The sequence below is a fragment of the Allobrachymonas wangyanguii genome (assembly GCF_045055315.1).
Taxonomy (GTDB): Bacteria; Pseudomonadota; Gammaproteobacteria; order Burkholderiales; family Burkholderiaceae_C; genus Brachymonas; species Brachymonas wangyanguii.
Genome location: NZ_CP173677.1, coordinates 1,847,599 through 1,863,064 on the forward strand (window position 1 = coordinate 1,847,599; position 15,466 = coordinate 1,863,064).

The 15,466-nt window shown below is 61.1% G+C and carries 16 protein-coding genes and 1 tRNA gene; all 17 read right to left on the reverse strand.

From position 1 onward, the window contains the following. Positions 1 to 2: 2 nt before the first annotated feature. The 17 genes from ACI3EV_RS08965 to secG all read right to left on the reverse strand — a co-directional run bounded on the left by ACI3EV_RS08965 (position 3) and on the right by secG (position 15,441). Positions 3 to 311, reverse strand: a complete 309-nt coding sequence (locus ACI3EV_RS08965) for a DUF2818 family protein (RefSeq protein ID WP_337690464.1) — start codon at positions 309 to 311, stop codon at positions 3 to 5. Between the two features lie 15 nt (positions 312 to 326). Further along, positions 327 to 1,823: an NADH-quinone oxidoreductase subunit NuoN gene (gene nuoN, locus ACI3EV_RS08970; RefSeq protein WP_329771473.1), complete on the reverse strand. Its 1,497-nt coding sequence runs from the start codon at positions 1,821 to 1,823 to the stop codon at positions 327 to 329. Positions 1,824 to 1,834: 11 nt separating this feature from the next. After that, positions 1,835 to 3,310: an NADH-quinone oxidoreductase subunit M gene (locus ACI3EV_RS08975; RefSeq protein WP_337690462.1), complete on the reverse strand. Its 1,476-nt coding sequence runs from the start codon at positions 3,308 to 3,310 to the stop codon at positions 1,835 to 1,837. 18 nt (positions 3,311 to 3,328) lie between these two features. After that, entirely contained in the window at positions 3,329 to 5,350 is a 2,022-nt protein-coding gene (gene nuoL / locus ACI3EV_RS08980; protein WP_329771475.1) for an NADH-quinone oxidoreductase subunit L, read from the reverse strand. Between the two features lie 7 nt (positions 5,351 to 5,357). After that, entirely contained in the window at positions 5,358 to 5,666 is a 309-nt protein-coding gene (gene nuoK, locus ACI3EV_RS08985; RefSeq protein WP_329771476.1) for an NADH-quinone oxidoreductase subunit NuoK, read from the reverse strand. Further along, positions 5,663 to 6,313: an NADH-quinone oxidoreductase subunit J gene (locus ACI3EV_RS08990; RefSeq protein ID WP_337690460.1), complete on the reverse strand. Its 651-nt coding sequence runs from the start codon at positions 6,311 to 6,313 to the stop codon at positions 5,663 to 5,665. Before ACI3EV_RS08990 ends, nuoK begins: the two co-directional genes overlap by 4 nt. 28 nt (positions 6,314 to 6,341) lie before the next feature. Then, positions 6,342 to 6,857: an NADH-quinone oxidoreductase subunit NuoI gene (nuoI, locus tag ACI3EV_RS08995; RefSeq protein WP_329771478.1), complete on the reverse strand. Its 516-nt coding sequence runs from the start codon at positions 6,855 to 6,857 to the stop codon at positions 6,342 to 6,344. 13 nt (positions 6,858 to 6,870) lie between these two features. After that, the gene (nuoH, locus tag ACI3EV_RS09000) at positions 6,871 to 7,947 is read right to left on the reverse strand and encodes an NADH-quinone oxidoreductase subunit NuoH (RefSeq protein WP_329771479.1); all 1,077 of its coding nucleotides are present in this window, start codon (positions 7,945 to 7,947) and stop codon (positions 6,871 to 6,873) included. Beyond that, complete coding sequence (gene nuoG / locus ACI3EV_RS09005) at positions 7,944 to 10,076, reverse strand: NADH-quinone oxidoreductase subunit NuoG (protein WP_337690457.1); 2,133 nt, start codon at positions 10,074 to 10,076, stop codon at positions 7,944 to 7,946. The genes nuoH and nuoG overlap by 4 nt, the downstream gene beginning before the upstream one ends. A gap of 12 nt (positions 10,077 to 10,088) precedes the next feature. After that, the gene (gene nuoF, locus ACI3EV_RS09010; protein WP_337690455.1) at positions 10,089 to 11,441 is read right to left on the reverse strand and encodes an NADH-quinone oxidoreductase subunit NuoF; all 1,353 of its coding nucleotides are present in this window, start codon (positions 11,439 to 11,441) and stop codon (positions 10,089 to 10,091) included. Next, a complete protein-coding gene (locus ACI3EV_RS09015) occupies positions 11,438 to 11,929 on the reverse strand; it encodes an NAD(P)H-dependent oxidoreductase subunit E (protein ID WP_329771482.1) in 492 nt (163 codons plus the stop codon). Before ACI3EV_RS09015 ends, nuoF begins: the two co-directional genes overlap by 4 nt. Further along, positions 11,926 to 13,176, reverse strand: coding sequence for an NADH-quinone oxidoreductase subunit D (locus ACI3EV_RS09020; RefSeq protein WP_329771483.1), 1,251 nt, complete (start codon positions 13,174 to 13,176; stop codon positions 11,926 to 11,928). The genes ACI3EV_RS09015 and ACI3EV_RS09020 overlap by 4 nt, the downstream gene beginning before the upstream one ends. A 29-nt stretch (positions 13,177 to 13,205) precedes the next feature. Further along, a complete protein-coding gene (locus ACI3EV_RS09025) occupies positions 13,206 to 13,814 on the reverse strand; it encodes an NADH-quinone oxidoreductase subunit C (RefSeq protein WP_329771484.1) in 609 nt (202 codons plus the stop codon). An 11-nt stretch (positions 13,815 to 13,825) separates the two neighbouring features. Then, positions 13,826 to 14,308, reverse strand: a complete 483-nt coding sequence (locus ACI3EV_RS09030; RefSeq protein ID WP_329771485.1) for an NADH-quinone oxidoreductase subunit B family protein — start codon at positions 14,306 to 14,308, stop codon at positions 13,826 to 13,828. 59 nt (positions 14,309 to 14,367) lie between these two features. Further along, positions 14,368 to 14,727 carry an NADH-quinone oxidoreductase subunit A gene (locus ACI3EV_RS09035; protein WP_329771486.1) on the reverse strand — a complete coding sequence of 120 codons (360 nt, stop codon included), beginning with the start codon at positions 14,725 to 14,727 and terminating at the stop codon, positions 14,368 to 14,370. A 42-nt stretch (positions 14,728 to 14,769) separates the two neighbouring features. After that, positions 14,770 to 14,854, reverse strand: a tRNA-Leu gene (locus ACI3EV_RS09040). A 146-nt stretch (positions 14,855 to 15,000) separates the two neighbouring features. Next, a complete protein-coding gene (gene secG / locus ACI3EV_RS09045) occupies positions 15,001 to 15,441 on the reverse strand; it encodes a preprotein translocase subunit SecG (RefSeq protein ID WP_329771487.1) in 441 nt (146 codons plus the stop codon). Positions 15,442 to 15,466 lie beyond the last annotated feature (25 nt).

The following is a 15,466-nucleotide window of genomic DNA, read 5'->3' on the forward strand; positions in this document are numbered from 1 at the left end:
CCTCAATCGGTGTGGCGCATCAGATGGCTGTAGACGAAACCCGGAAACGCCAGTGTGGCAAACATGGCCAGCGTGGTGGCATAGAACTGCCAGCCCTGGGGATAAATCTGGCCAGCGTTGCGCTCCAGTGTCAGGCTGAACAGCCCCACCAGCAGATACAGCACCAGCCACTCGGCCAATTGCAGCGCAATCCCCTTGCGCCGCTGGCTCTTGCGGGGAACCAGCGCAAAGAAGCGCTGGTTCAGGAATGGCAGGTTGGCGGCCACCAGAGCCACCAGAATCACCAGCCAGATCGACAGATCAAGTCCCATGTGTCAGCCAGTACCTCAGGCCGACAGCATGCGATAAATCGCGTGGGCACACAGGCTCATCAGACCAGCCGGCATCAGGCCCAGCACCAGCACCAGGGCACCGTTCAGGGACAGCACGGCACGCACGTCCAGACCGGCATGCAGGGTTTCCGGCAGGCGCGGGTTGGGTGCATCAAAGTACATGATCTTGATCACGCGCAGGTAGTAGAACGCGCCGATCAGCGACATGACCACGGCAAACACGGCCAGGCCGATGTGCAGGGCAGTACCGGAAGACACCAGTGCCTGCAGCACGCTCATCTTGGCGTAGAAGCCGACCATGGGCGGGATACCGGCCAGCGACAGCAGGCTGATCGCCATCACGCCGGCATACAGCGGGCTACGCTGGTTCAGGCCAGCCAGGTCATTGATGTTGTCGCACTCGAAACCGTCACGTGCCAGCAGCAGGATCACGCCGAAGTTTACCAGCGTCGTCAGCACATAGGTCACGACATAGAACATGCCGGCCGAATAGGCATCGACCACGTTGCTGTAGCTGTTGTTGGTGTAGCCAGCCGCCAGTGCCAGCAGCACGAAGCCGATCTGGGCAATGGTCGAGAACGCCAGCATGCGCTTGATGTTCTGCTGCATGATGGCCGCCAGGTTACCCACCAGCAGCGACAGCACGGCCAGGATGATCAGCATCTGCTGCCATTCCACCGCCATCGGCAGCATGCCTTCCACCAGCAGGCGGATCGCCATGGCAAACGCGGCCAGCTTGGGCGCAGCGGCAATCACCAGCGTGATCGAGGTCGGAGCACCCTGGTAGACGTCGGGCATCCACATGTGGAACGGCACCGCGCCCAGCTTGAACGCCAGACCGGAAACGATGAATACCACGCCAAACACCAGAATCTCGGTCTTGGCCATGCCGCTGGCGATCACGTGCTGCACTTCAGGCAGCAGCAGCGAGCCAGTGGCACCGTACAGCATGGACATGCCGTACAGCAGGAAGCCGGAGGACAGCGAGCCTAGCACAAAGTACTTCATGGCCGATTCGCTGGCTTCAGAGTTGTCGCGGCGCAGTGCCACCATCGCGTAGGACGGCAGTGTCAGCAGTTCCAGACCCAGGTAGATCAGCAGGAAGTGGTTGGCCGAGATCAACACGAAGATGCCCAGCAGGCTGAACAGCACCAGCGGGTACAGTTCACCACCGCGCAGGAACATGCCGCGCTGCTCGGAGTACGGACGGGCATAGACCAGCGTCACGAAAGTCGCCAGGGCCGCAAAGCACTTCAGCCAGTTGCCCATGGTATCGCTCACCACCGTATCGCTGAACGCGTACACGGTGAAGCCGTTGAGGGCATACAGCGCCTGGATCACCACCAGTGCCAGTAGCGTCAGCTGCGTCAGCAGGTAGGTCGGCACGCGACCAGGGCTCTTCACGAACAGGTCGGCCAGCAGGATCACGCAGGCCATCACCGCCAGGAAAATTTCCGGATAGATGGCAATCCAACTCAGTTTGTCAATCATTGCAGGCTCTCTCAGGGCAGTTTGGTCGCAGCCACTTGTTGCAGCAGTTGTGCAACAGAAGCGTCCATGACGTCAGTGAAGGGCTTGGGATAGACACCCATGGCCAGCACGGCGATGGCCAGCAGCGCCAGCATCACGAATTCGCGGCAGTTGATGTCCTTCAGGGCGCGGACATTGTCGTTGGTGACTGGACCCAGGTAGACGCGCTTGTACATCCACAGGGTGTAGGACGCCGCCAGGATCAGGGCCGTAGCCGTCAGCAGGCCAATCCAGAAGTCGTACTTGACGCTGGCGAGGATCACCATCCACTCGCCGACGAAGCCAGCCGTTGCCGGCAGGCCGCTGTTGGCCATGGAGAACAGCAGCGCAAAGGCAGCGAACTTGGGCATGGTGTTGATGACACCGCCGTAGTCGGCAATTTCACGCGAATGCACGCGATCGTACAGCACGCCAATGCACAGGAACATGGCAGCAGAGACAAAACCGTGGGCAATCATCTGCACGATGGCACCGGAGACACCGATGTCGCTGAAGACAAAGAAGCCCAGCGTCACGAAGCCCATGTGTGCCACTGACGAGTACGCCACCAGCTTCTTCATGTCCTTCTGCACCAGCGCCACCAGACCCACATAGATCACGGCGATCAGTGACAGCGCAATCATCAGCCAGGCCCACTCTTGCGAGGCGTCCGGTGTGATCGGCAGGTTGAAGCGCAGGAAACCGTAGCCGCCCAGCTTCAGCATGATCGCCGCCAGCACGGCAGAACCACCGGTAGGCGCTTCCACGTGCACGTCCGGCAGCCAGGTATGTACCGGCCACATCGGGATCTTCACGGCAAAGGCAGCGAAGAAGGCGAAGAACAGCAGCGTCTGTGCCGTGCTACCCAAGGGCAGCTGGTACCAGGTCTGGAAGTCGAAGCTGCCACCGGACACGTTGTACAGGTAGACCAGTGCGACCAGCATTAGCAGTGAACCGAGCAGCGTATACAGGAAGAACTTGAAGGCAGCGTAAATCTTGCGCGGACCACCCCAGATACCGATGATCAGGTACATCGGGATCAGCGTGGCCTCGAAGAACACGTAGAACAGCATCGCATCCTGGGCCGCGAACACGCCGATCATGGCGCCGCTGAGAATCAGGAAAGCGGCCATGTACTGGTTCACCCGCTGGGAAATCACTTCCCAGGCAGAGATCACCACCACCACGGTGATGAAGGCGGTCAGCAGCACGAACCACAGCGAGATGCCATCAACACCGAGGTGGTAGTTGATGTTGAAACGCGGAATCCACGGATTCTTTTCCACGAACTGCAGGGCAGCCGTGCTCAGCTGGAAACCGGTGTACAGCGGTATCGTCACCAGGAAGCTGGCGATGGAACCGATCAACGCAATCCAGCGCACCATGCGGGCGTGGCGATCCTCGTTGAAGGCGAGCAGAACGGCTCCGATCGCGATGGGTAGCCAGATGGCCAGGCTCAACAATCCCATTTTTCTATTTCTCCCTAATTAGGCGAACCAGACGAACCAGGCCACCATCACCAGCACGCCCAGGATCATCGCCAGGGCATAGTGGTAGATAAAGCCGGTCTGGACTTTCCGGACCACCGAAGCGATACCGCCGACGACCTTCCAGGAACCATTCACGATGGCGCCATCGATCAGGCCCTGGTCACCAGCCTTCCACAGGCCGGTACCCAGGCAGCGCGCGCCGCGCGCCACGATGTTCTCGTTGATCCAGTCGACGTAGTACTTGTTTTCCAGCACGGTGATGATCGGGGCAAAGGCCTTGGCCAGGCTGGTTGCCACATTGTTTTTCATCATGTACAGGAAGTAGGCGACGGCAAAGCCGGCCACCGTCAGCCAGAACGGCATGGTCTGTACCGCATGCAGGGCAAAGCCTGTGGCACCGTGGAACACGTTGACCCAGTGGTCAGCGTAGGTTGCCATGGCCGGATGACGGGCATCCACATGGATCGCGTCCTTGAAGAAGTCACCGAACAGCATGGCGTCCACGGCCAGGTAGCCGATCACCACGGAGGGGATCGCCAGCAGTACCAGCGGCAGCGTCACCACCCACGGAGATTCGTGCGGCTTGCCGTCGCCATGGTCATCATGGTGATCGTCGTGATGCGGTTCCGGGTTCTGGTCGTAGCGCTCCTTGCCGTGGAAGACCAGGAAGTAGACGCGGAAGCTGTACAGCGAGGTCACGAACACGCTCAGCAGCGCCGCCCAGTAGGCGATGCCGGCTGCCGGCAGCGTGCTGAAGTGCAGCGCCTCGATGATGCTCTCCTTGGAGTAGAAGCCCGAGAAGAACGGCGTGCCGATCAGGGACAACGTACCGATCAGGAAGGTGATCCAGGTGATCGGCATGTACTTGCGCACATTGCCCATCCAGCGGATGTCCTGGTTATGGTGCATGCCGATGATGACGGAACCGGCCGCCAGGAACAGCAGGGCCTTGAAGAAGGCGTGCGTCATCAGGTGGAACACGGCCACGGAGTAGGCAGAAGCGCCCAGGGCCATGGTCATGTAACCCAGTTGCGACAGCGTGGAGTACGCCACCACGCGCTTGATGTCGTTCTGGATCACGCCCAGGATACCCATGAAGAAGGCAGTGATGGCACCAATGATCAGGATGAAGTTCAGCGCTGCATCGCTCATCTCGAACAGCGGGGACATGCGCGACACCATGAAGATGCCGGCGGTCACCATGGTGGCCGCGTGGATCAGTGCAGAAATCGGCGTCGGGCCTTCCATGGAATCCGGCAGCCAGGCGTGCAGCGGGAACTGCGCCGACTTGCCCATGGCACCGATGAACAGGCAGATGGACGCCACGGTCACGATTTGCCAGCCGGTACCCGGCATGGTCTGGTTGGCCAGCGTGTCGACCTTGCCAAAGAATTCGGTGTAGTTCAGCGTGCCGGTATAGGCCAGCAGCAGGCCGATACCCAGGATGAAGCCGAAGTCACCCACGCGGTTGATCAGGAACGCCTTCATGTTGGCGAAGATCGCCGTCGGACGCTGGTACCAGAAGCCGATCAGCAGGTAGGACACCAGGCCCACTGCTTCCCAGCCAAAGAACAGCTGCATGAAGTTGTTGCTCATCACCAGCATCAGCATGGAGAAGGTGAACAGCGAGATGTAGGAGAAGAAACGGTTGTAGCCCGGGTCACCCTGCATGTAGCCAATGGTGTAGATGTGCACCATCAGGGACACCGAGGTCACCACCACCATCATCATGGCGGTCAGGCTGTCGACCATGAAGCCGACTTCCATCTTCAGGCCGCCGATGGTCAGCCAGTTGTACAGCGTCTGGTCGTAGCGGGCGCCGTCCAGCACCTGCATCAGCACCATCACGGACAACACGCAGGACACCAGCACGCCGCCAATGGTCAGCGTGTGCGAAGCCTTGTTGCCCAGGATGCGGCCACCGATCGCCGTACCGAAGATGCCTACCAGAGTGGCAGTCAGCAGCGGCAGAAAGGCAATGATGACCAGGGTCGTTGTCGAAAGGGTCGCTTGTGTCATGTTGTGATTACCCCTTCAGCACGTTGAGTTCATCCACATCGATGCTGGACTTGTTGCGGAACAGCAGCACCAGGATGGCCAGACCAATGGCGGCTTCGGCAGCTGCCACAGTCATGATGAAGAACACAAAGATCTGCCCGTTCAGGTCACCCCAGAAGCGGGAGAAGGTCACGAAGTTCATGTTCACTGCCAGCAGCATCATCTCGACGCACATCAGCAGCACGATCAGGTTCTTGCGGTTCAGGAAGATGCCCACTGCCGCGAACGCAAACAGGATCCCGCCCAGGGTCAGGAAATGGCCGATAGTCAGACTCATGCTTTGTTCTCCTCCGTTGCCTCGGCAACAGGTGCAGCCTTGGTCGCCTCCATCTTCACCATGCGGACACGGTCAGCAGAGCGCACATGCACCTGCAGGGAGGGAGAAATGGCCTTGCTGTCCTTGCGCTTGCGCATGGTCAGGGCAATGGCGCTGATCATGGCCACCAGCAGGATGATGGCGGCGATTTCCAGCGGGTACAGGTAATGCGTATACAGCAGCTTGCCCAACTCGGTCGTGTTCGAGGCATCAGGCGGCAGCGGAGCGCCGTCTATGCCGCGCATCGGCAGCGGCTGGGTTTCAGTGAAGTTGCTCAGCAGGATGATGGCCAGCTGCACGATCACCAGCACACCAACCACGGCAGCTGCCGGGAAGTGTTTCCAGAATCCTGCCTTGAGCCGCTCGACGTCCTCGTCCAGCATCATCACGACGAACAGGAACAGCACCATCACGGCGCCGACATACACCAGCACCAGGGTGATGGAGAGGAATTCGGCCTCCAGCAGCATCCAGATGGCGGATGCCTGGAAGAACGACAGCACCAGGTACAGCACCGCGCTGACCGGGTTGCGTGCAGTGATCACGCGGAAAGCCGCGAACACCAGCACCACAGCAAACAGATAGAAAAGACCAGTTTTGACGTCCATGTTGTCCTCGTATGTATTCCCTGGTCTATCAACGGTACGGCGCATCCGCCGCCTTGCTGGCAGCGATCTGGGCTTCGTACTTGTCTCCCACGGCCAGCAACATGTCCTTGGTGAAGTACAGGTCGCCACGCTTTTCGCCGTGGTATTCGAAGATGTGTGTCTCGACGATGGAGTCGACCGGGCAGCTCTCTTCGCAGAAACCGCAGAAGATGCACTTGGTCAGGTCGATGTCATAACGCGTGGTACGACGTGTACCGTCATCACGCTGGTCGGACTCGATGGTGATCGCCATCGCCGGGCAGACGGCTTCGCACAGCTTGCAGGCAATGCAGCGCTCTTCGCCATTCTCGTAACGGCGCAGTGCGTGCAGGCCGCGAAAGCGCGGGCTCAGCGGCGTCTTTTCTTCCGGATAGTTCAGCGTCACCTTGCTCTTGAAGGCGTAGCGGCCGGTCAGGGCCATGCCCTTGAACAGCTCGGCCAGCATGAAGCTGCCGAGGAAGTCCTTCAGGCTGAAGCCGGATTCGGTTTTGGTAGTTGTAGACATCTCGTACTCCTCCTTACGGCCAGATATTCCAGGAGGTCTGCATCCATGCCGCTACCAGCACCAGCCAGAACAGCGTCAGCGGGATGAAGATCTTCCAGCCCAGACGCATGATCTGGTCATAGCGATAGCGCGGGAAGGTGGCGCGGATCCAGATGAACATGCTCACCACGACAAAGGTCTTGACGAACAGCCAGATCCAGCCCGGAATGAAGCTCAGGAACTCGAACGGGGGCAGCCAGCCACCCAGGAACATGACCACCGCCAGCAGCGAGAACAGGATCATGTTGGCGTACTCGGCCAGGAAGAAGACCGCGAAGCCCATGCCGGAATACTCCACCATGTGACCAGCGACGATTTCCGCCTCGCCCTCGACCACGTCAAACGGGTGACGGTTGGTTTCGGCCACGCCGGAGATCAGGTAGACCATGAAGATCGGCAGCAGCGGCAGCCAGTTCCAGGACAGGAAGTTGACGCCCATGTCGGCAAAGCGACCCGAGGCCTGGCCCGTGACGATCTCGCCCATGTTCATGCTGCCAGCCACCAGTACCACCACCAGCAGGCAGAAGCCCATGGCGATTTCATAGGAAATCATCTGGGCCGATGCGCGCAGCGCGCCCAGGAAGGGGTACTTGGAGTTGGAAGCCCAGCCGGCCATGATCACGCCATACACCTCGATCGAGGTGATCGCCATGATCAGCAGCAGACCGGCGTTGACGTTGGCCAGTGCCACATCGGGACCGAAGGGCATCACGGCCCAGGCCGCCAGTGCCGGCATGATCGCCATCAACGGACCCATGTAGTAGATCCAGGTGTGGGCACGATCCGGCTTGATCAGCTCCTTGGTCAGCAGCTTCAGGCCGTCGGCCATCGGCTGCAGCAGGCCCAGCGGGCCGACGCGGTTCGGACCACGACGGTGCTGCATGAAGCCCAGCAAGCGACGCTCCCAGTAGGTCAGGTAGGCCACGCACAGCATCAGCGGAATGACCACGATGATGATCTTGAGCAGCGCCCAGATCACCGGCCATACCACTTCCATCCACCAGGCAGCCTGGATCAGGCCTTCGCCTGCGGCAAAGATTGCGTCCATCATGCGCTCACCCCCTGCGTGCTAGCGGCAGCACGGGCATCCGCCGTGGCCTGCAGCGCCGGTGCGCGGCGCACCAGGCTGTCGAGTTGATAAATGGAGGCCACCGCCGGACGACCGTCGGCCTTGGCCACGGTGATGGCAGCATCCGTGCTGTTGTCCAGGCGGGCGACGAAAGCGCCCTCTTCGCGCTGTTCCAGGCCCAAGCCTGCCAGCACGTCCTGCGAGGATTCGGCGTCAAAGCCCTGCAGTTGCAGCAGGTTGCCCAGCACGCGCAACACCTTCCAGCCCGGACGGGTATCAGCCAGCGGCTTGACCACGGCATGGAAGCTCTGGGCGCGGCCTTCGGCGTTGACGAACGTACCCGACGTTTCGGTAAACGGGCTGATCGGCAGCAGCACATCGCTGATCGCCATGTTCGCCTTGAACGGGCTCAGCGTGACAATCATCTGTGCCTGGTTCAGGCCGGCCACAGCCTGCTGACCGGCAGCAGTATCAAACTCAGGTTCGGTGTTCAGCAGGATTGCAGCCTTCAGCGCACCCGTTACCATGCCAGCGGCGTCCAGGCCACCGGCCTGCGGTTGCGCGCCGACAAACTGGGCACCCACGGTATTGGCGGCTTCGGTCAGATAACCGAAGCTGGCACCGGTCTGTGCAGCAATCCACTGCGCCAGTGCCAGCAGGCTTTCGGCCTGGGCATGGTGGGCAGCAGCGTTACCCAGCAGCACGGCCTTGCGCTCGCCGCCCAGCAGGGACTTGGCGATGGCCTGTGCGGTGTCATCTGCCTGGCCAGCGGCCGGAGCGGCAACGCCCTTCTGCTCGGCAACAGCGGCAGCGATATTGGCCAGCGCCTGCGTCCAGTCGGTGGCATCGGCCTGCAGCACGTTCTTGACGGGCATGGCCCAGTCCTGGCGCTGCTCGACCAGTGCGTTGACCTGGGCGCCATGGCGCACGGCCTGGCGGATACGCTGGGCAAACAGCGGATGGTCCTTGCGCAGGTTGCTGCCCACCACCAGCACGCGTTGCTGCGTGCTCAGTGCGGCAACCGGCATGCCCAGCCAGCGGACCTTGCCGTTGGTGGCGCTGAAATCAGCGCGGCGCAGACGGTGGTCGATGTTGTCGCTACCCAGACCGCGCACCAGCTTGCCGGCCAGCGCCAGCTCTTCCAGGGTGCTGTGCGGGCTGACCAGTGCGCCGATGCTGTTGGCACCATGTTCGGTAGCAATCTGCTTCAGGCCATTGGCCACGTATTCCAGTGCGACCTGCCAGCTGACTTCCTGCCAGCTGCCGCCCTGCTTGATCATCGGGGCGGTCAGGCGATCCGGGCCATTCAGCGATTCGTAGCTGAAACGGTCACGGTCGGCAATCCAGCACTCGTTGACGGCTTCGTTCTCGAACGGCACGACACGCAGCACCTGGTGGTTCTTGACCTGCACGATCAGGTTGGCACCCGAGGCATCATGCGGCGCGACCGACTTGCGGCGACCCAGCTCCCAGGTACGGGCGCTGTAGCGGAACGGCTTGCTGGTCAGCGCACCGACCGGGCAGATGTCGATCATGTTGCCGGACAGCTCGGAGTCCACCGTGGCGCCGACGAAAGTCTCGATTTCCGCGTGTTCGCCGCGGTTGGACATGCCGAGCTCCATCTGGCCGGCAATTTCCTGGCCAAAGCGCACGCAGCGCGTGCACTGGATGCAACGGCTCATCTCCTCCATGGAGATCAGCGGGCCGACATCCTTGGGCACGACCACACGCTTTTCTTCTTCATAGCGCGAGGTATTGTTGCCATAGCCCACTGCCAGATCCTGCAGTTGGCACTCGCCACCCTGGTCACAGATCGGGCAATCCAGCGGGTGGTTGATCAGCAGGAATTCCATGACGGACTGCTGTGCCGCCAGCGCGCGCGGGCTATTGGTGTGGACGATCATGCCCTGGGCCACCGGCGTGGCACAGGCCGGCACGGCCTTGGGCATTTTCTCGACTTCCACCAGGCACATGCGGCAGTTGGCCGCAATGCTCAGCTTCTTGTGATAGCAAAAATGCGGAATGAAGGTTCCGGCACCTTCGGCAGCATGCATGATCATGCTGCCTTCCGGTACCTCGATCTTCTTTCCGTCCAGTTCGATTTCAACCATGGCGATCACTCGTCAAATATAGGCAGGGACCTGACAGGTCTTGTGCTCGATGTGGTAGGCGAATTCATCGCGGAAGTGCTTCAGCATGGCACGCACTGGCATGGCGGCGGCATCGCCCAGCGCACAGATGGTGCGGCCCATGATGTTGCCAGCGACGGAATCCAGCAAGTCCAGATCTTCCGGACGACCCTGGCCGTTTTCGATACGCTGCACCACGCGCCACAGCCAGCCGGTACCTTCGCGACAAGGCGTGCACTGGCCGCAGGACTCGTGCATGTAGAAATAGCTCAGGCGCAGCAGCGACTTGACCATGCAACGGCTGTCATCCATCACGATCACGGCACCGGAACCCAGCATGGAGCCGGCCTTGGCGATGGAATCGTAATCCATGGTGCACTGCATCATGATGTCGGCCGGCAGCACCGGGGAGGAAGAGCCACCCGGGATCACGGCCTTCAGCTTGCGACCGCTGCGCACGCCACCCGCCAGCTCCAGCAGGGTGGCAAACGGCGTACCCATGGGCACTTCATAGTTGCCCGGCAGGTTGACGTCACCGGAAACGGAGTAGATCTTGGTGCCGCCGTTGTTCGGCTTGCCACACTCCAGGTAGGCCTGGCCACCGTGGCGGATGATCCACGGCACGGCAGCAAAGGTCTCGGTGTTGTTGATGGTGGTCGGCTTGCCGTACAGGCCGAAGCTGGCCGGGAACGGCGGCTTGAAGCGCGGCTGGCCCTTCTTGCCTTCCAGCGACTCCAGCAGCGCAGTTTCCTCGCCACAGATGTAGGCACCGAAACCATGGTGTGCGTGCAACTGGAAGCTGAAATCACTGCCCAGGATGTTGTTGCCCAGATAGCCGGCAGCACGCGCCTCTTCCAGGGCGGCCTCGAAACGCTCGTAGACCTGGAAGATCTCGCCGTGGATGTAGTTGTAGCCGACGCTGGCACCCATGGCAAAGCCCGCAATGATCATGCCTTCGATCACGATATGCGGGTTGAACATCAGGATGTCACGGTCCTTGCAGGTACCGGGCTCACCCTCGTCCGAGTTGCAGACGATATATTTCTGGCCCGGGAAGTTGCGCGGCATGAAGCTCCACTTCAGGCCGGACGGGAAGCCGGCACCACCACGACCGCGCAGCGCGGATTCCTTCATGGTGGCGATGACATCGTCCTGCGACATGCCATTGCCGTCATCCTTGCCCAGGATCTTGCGCAGCGCCTGGTAACCACCACGCGCCTCGTAGTCCTTGAGGCTCCAGTTGCTGCCGTTCAGATCCTTGTAGATCTGCGGATCGATATGGCGGCCATGGAAACAGGTTTCCTGACCGCTGGACGCGAATTGCGCCAGGACGTTGCTCACGCTCATGCCTTGCCCTCCGCGTTACGCAGACCTTCCACCAGCGCCTCCAGGCGCTCGACGGACATGAAGCTGCACATGCTGCGATCGTTCACCAGCATCACCGGGGAATCGGCGCAGGCACCCAGGCATTCGCATTGCTGCAGCGTGAACAGGCCATCGGCCGTGGTTTCGCCAGCAGTGACGCCCAGCTTGTCTTCCAGATACTTGAGCGCCTTGCCACCGTCGCGCAGCTGGCACGGCAGGTTGGTGCACACGGCCAGCTTGTACTTGCCGACCGGTTGCTGGTTGTACATGTTGTAGAAGGTCGTGACTTCATGCACGGCCATCGGTGCCATGTCGAGGTACTCGGCAATCTCGCGCTCGCTCTCGGCCGTGATGTGACCCTGCTCCTGCTGCACGATGGACAGGCAGGCCATGACGGCAGACTGCTTCTGCTCGTCGGGGTACTTGGCCACTTCCTTGGCGAAGCGCGCCTTGGTAGCTTCAGAAATCATCGGTCAATCTCTCCAAACACAATGTCCAGCGTGCCGATCACCGCCACGGCGTCGGCCAGCATGTGGCCGGTAGCGAGTTCATCCAGGGCAGCCAGGTGCACAAAGCCCGGCGGCCGGATCTTCATGCGGTAGGGCTTGTTGGCACCATCGCTGATCAGGTAGATGCCGAACTCGCCCTTGGGGTGCTCGACAGCCGCGTAGGCCTCGCCTTCCGGCACGTGGAAACCTTCCGTGAACAGCTTGAAGTGGTGGATCAGGTCTTCCATACCCGACTTCATGTTCGCGCGCGGCGGCGGTGCCACCTTGCGGTTGTCAGTGATGACCGGACCCGGGTTGGCACGCAGCCAGTCCACGCACTGCTTGATGATGCGGTTGGACTCGCGCATTTCCTTCATGCGCACCAGATAACGGTCGTAGGTATCGCCAGTGACGCCCACAGGGATATCGAAATCCATGCGGTCATAGACCTCGTAGGGCTGCGTCTTGCGCAGGTCCCAGGCGATGCCGGAGCCACGCAGCATCGGGCCGGTCATGCCGAGGTTGATGGCACGCTCGGGGGACAGCACGCCGATACCGACGGTACGCTGCTTCCAGATGCGGTTCTCGGTGAGCAGGGTCTCATACTCGTCCACACACTTGGGAAAGCGGTTGGTGAAGTCCTCGATAAAGTCGAGCAGCGAGCCACGGCGTGCCTGGTTGATCTTGTCGACCGAACCACTGCTGCGCAGCTTGCTTTCGAACTGCGGCATGCTGTCCGGCAGGTCACGGTAGACACCACCCGGGCGGAAGTAGGCTGCGTGCATGCGCGCGCCGGAAACGGCCTCGTACATGTCGAACAGGTCTTCGCGCTCGCGGAAGGTGTACATCAGGATGGTCGAGCTGCCGCAGTCGTTACCGTGCGAACCCAGCCACATCAGGTGGTTCAGGATACGCGTGATCTCGGAGAACATGACGCGGATGTACTGCGCGCGGATCGGCACCTCGATGCCAAGCAGCTTCTCGACCGACAGGCAGTAGGCGTGCTCGTTGCACATCATGGACACATAGTCCAGACGGTCCATGTAGGGCAGCGTCTGCAGAAAGGTTTTGTGCTCGGCCAGCTTTTCGGTGGCACGGTGCAGCAGGCCAATGTGCGGGTCGGCACGCTGCACCACCTCGCCGTCCAGCTCCAGCACCAGACGCAGCACGCCGTGCGCTGCCGGGTGCTGCGGACCGAAGTTCAGGGTGTAGTTCTTGATTTCAGCCATAAGTCATTCCTTCTCGCCGTCGCCGGCGATCAGTGCAGCCCCCCGTAGTTGTCTTCGCGGATGATGCGCGGCGTGATCTCGCGCGGCTCGATGGTCACCGGCTGGTACACCACGCGCTTCTGCTCTTCGTCGTAACGCATTTCGACGTGGCCGGACAGCGGAAAGTCCTTGCGGAACGGGTGACCAATGAAACCATAGTCGGTCAGGATGCGGCGCAGATCCGGATGTCCCTCGAACACGATGCCATACAGGTCGAAGGCTTCGCGCTCGAACCAGTTGGCAGACGCCCAGACGTCATTGATGGTAGACACCACCGGGAAGTCGTCATCGGGCGCGAACACCTTCAGGCGCAGGCGCTGGTTCAGCGTGATGGACAGCAGGTGCAGCACCACGCAATAGCGCGGGCCTTCCCAGACCTCGTTGCGGTAATCGGAATAGTCGACGCCACACAGGTCGATCAGTTGCTCGAACTGGCAGCCAGGCGCATCGCGCAGCTGGCGTGCGACTTCGACGTAATCTGCAGCAGCGACCTCGATGGTCAACTCGCCGCGGGCCATCACGGAAGAACGGATCTTGTCACCCAGCAGCTGGGTCACGGTATTGGACAGGGCCTGGATATCTACAGCGTAGGCAGTCATGCGTGATCTCCTCAGGCGCGGGCAATGGTGTTGGTGCGACGGATCTTCTGCTGCAGCTGCAGGATGCCGTAGATCAGCGCCTCGGCCGTGGGCGGGCAGCCCGGCACATAGACATCAACCGGCACCACGCGGTCACAGCCGCGCACCACCGAATAGCTGTAGTGGTAGTAGCCGCCACCGTTGGCACAGGAGCCCATGGACAGCACCCAGCGCGGCTCGGCCATCTGGTCGTAGACCTTGCGCAGGGCCGGACCCATCTTGTTGCACAGCGTACCGGCCACGATCATCAGGTCGGACTGGCGCGGACTGGCGCGGAACACCTCGGCACCAAAGCGCGCCAGGTCATAGCGCGCACTGGCCGCGTGCATCATCTCGACAGCACAGCAGGCCAGGCCAAACGTCATGGGCCAGATCGACCCGGTCTTGGCCCAGTTCGCCACCGCGTCATAGCTGGTGGTGATGAAGCCTTCCTTGAAAACACCTTCAATCGACATGCGACTCTCCAGAAGCGCGGACAGCTGACGCAGTGCGGCCAGCCACCCTCAACCTGCGTTTATTCCCAATCCAGGGCGCCCTTCTTCCACTCGTAGATGAATCCGATGAGCAGGATGAACAGGAAGATCATGGCGGCCCAGAAGCCGACCGGACCCAGCTGCTTGTAGGCAGCAGCCCAGGGGAAGAGGAATGCCACTTCCAGGTCAAACAGGATGAACAGAATGGCCACGAGGTAGTAGCGCACGTCAAACTTCATGCGCGCATCTTCAAAGGCCTCGAAGCCACATTCATAGGGGGAGTTCTTGGCGGGATCGGGGCGGTTGGGCCCCAGTCCACGACCCATGAGCAGACAGGCCGCGCCGACCAGGACGCCCACGATCACGAACAGCATGACGGGAAGATATTGCGAGAGATCCATGTTTTCCTGCAGAAAAATCTGGCCAGTGGCCAAAGGTGATTCTGGTGCCGTCGGCGAGACTCGAACTCGCACAGCTTTCGCCACTACCCCCTCAAGATAGCGTGTCTACCAATTCCACCACGACGGCAATCGTGTCTCTTCCCGGAGCATGGAAGGTGGGAATACCACCTATCCGGGTTAGCCCCTCATTGTAACCATATTCAACGGGCGGGACGCTCTGGGCAGGGTTTTTCTTGAGTGTCCCGACCTGCCTGCGGGACACACTTGTAACAATTAGCTGGCGGATGCCGCAGACGCTGCCACGGAGGCAGGTTGCGATGCCGGCACGGCAGCCGCGGGCACCACGGCAGCAGCACCCGGCACCAGCGACTCGGCAGCCAATGCCGGCGCAGAAGCCGCTTCAGCCGGTGCGGAAGCAGTGACAGCCGGCGCATTGACCAGACCGCTCAGCACGCTGCCGGAACCGCCGGTATTCGGCAGGTTGCCGAAATAGGCCAGGATCAGCGTGGATACAAAGAACACCGTTGCCAGTACGGCAGTGGTGCGCGACAGGAAGTTGGCACTGCCAGAGGCACCAAACAGGCTGCCGGAAGAGCCGGCACCAAAGGCCGCGCCCATATCGGCACCCTTGCCGTGCTGTACCAGGATCAGGCCGATCATGGCCAGGGCCGACAGCACCTGGATGACCAGCAGGAGGTTGTGAAGAATAGTCATGAAATCGTTACCGGAGAAAGGTTTG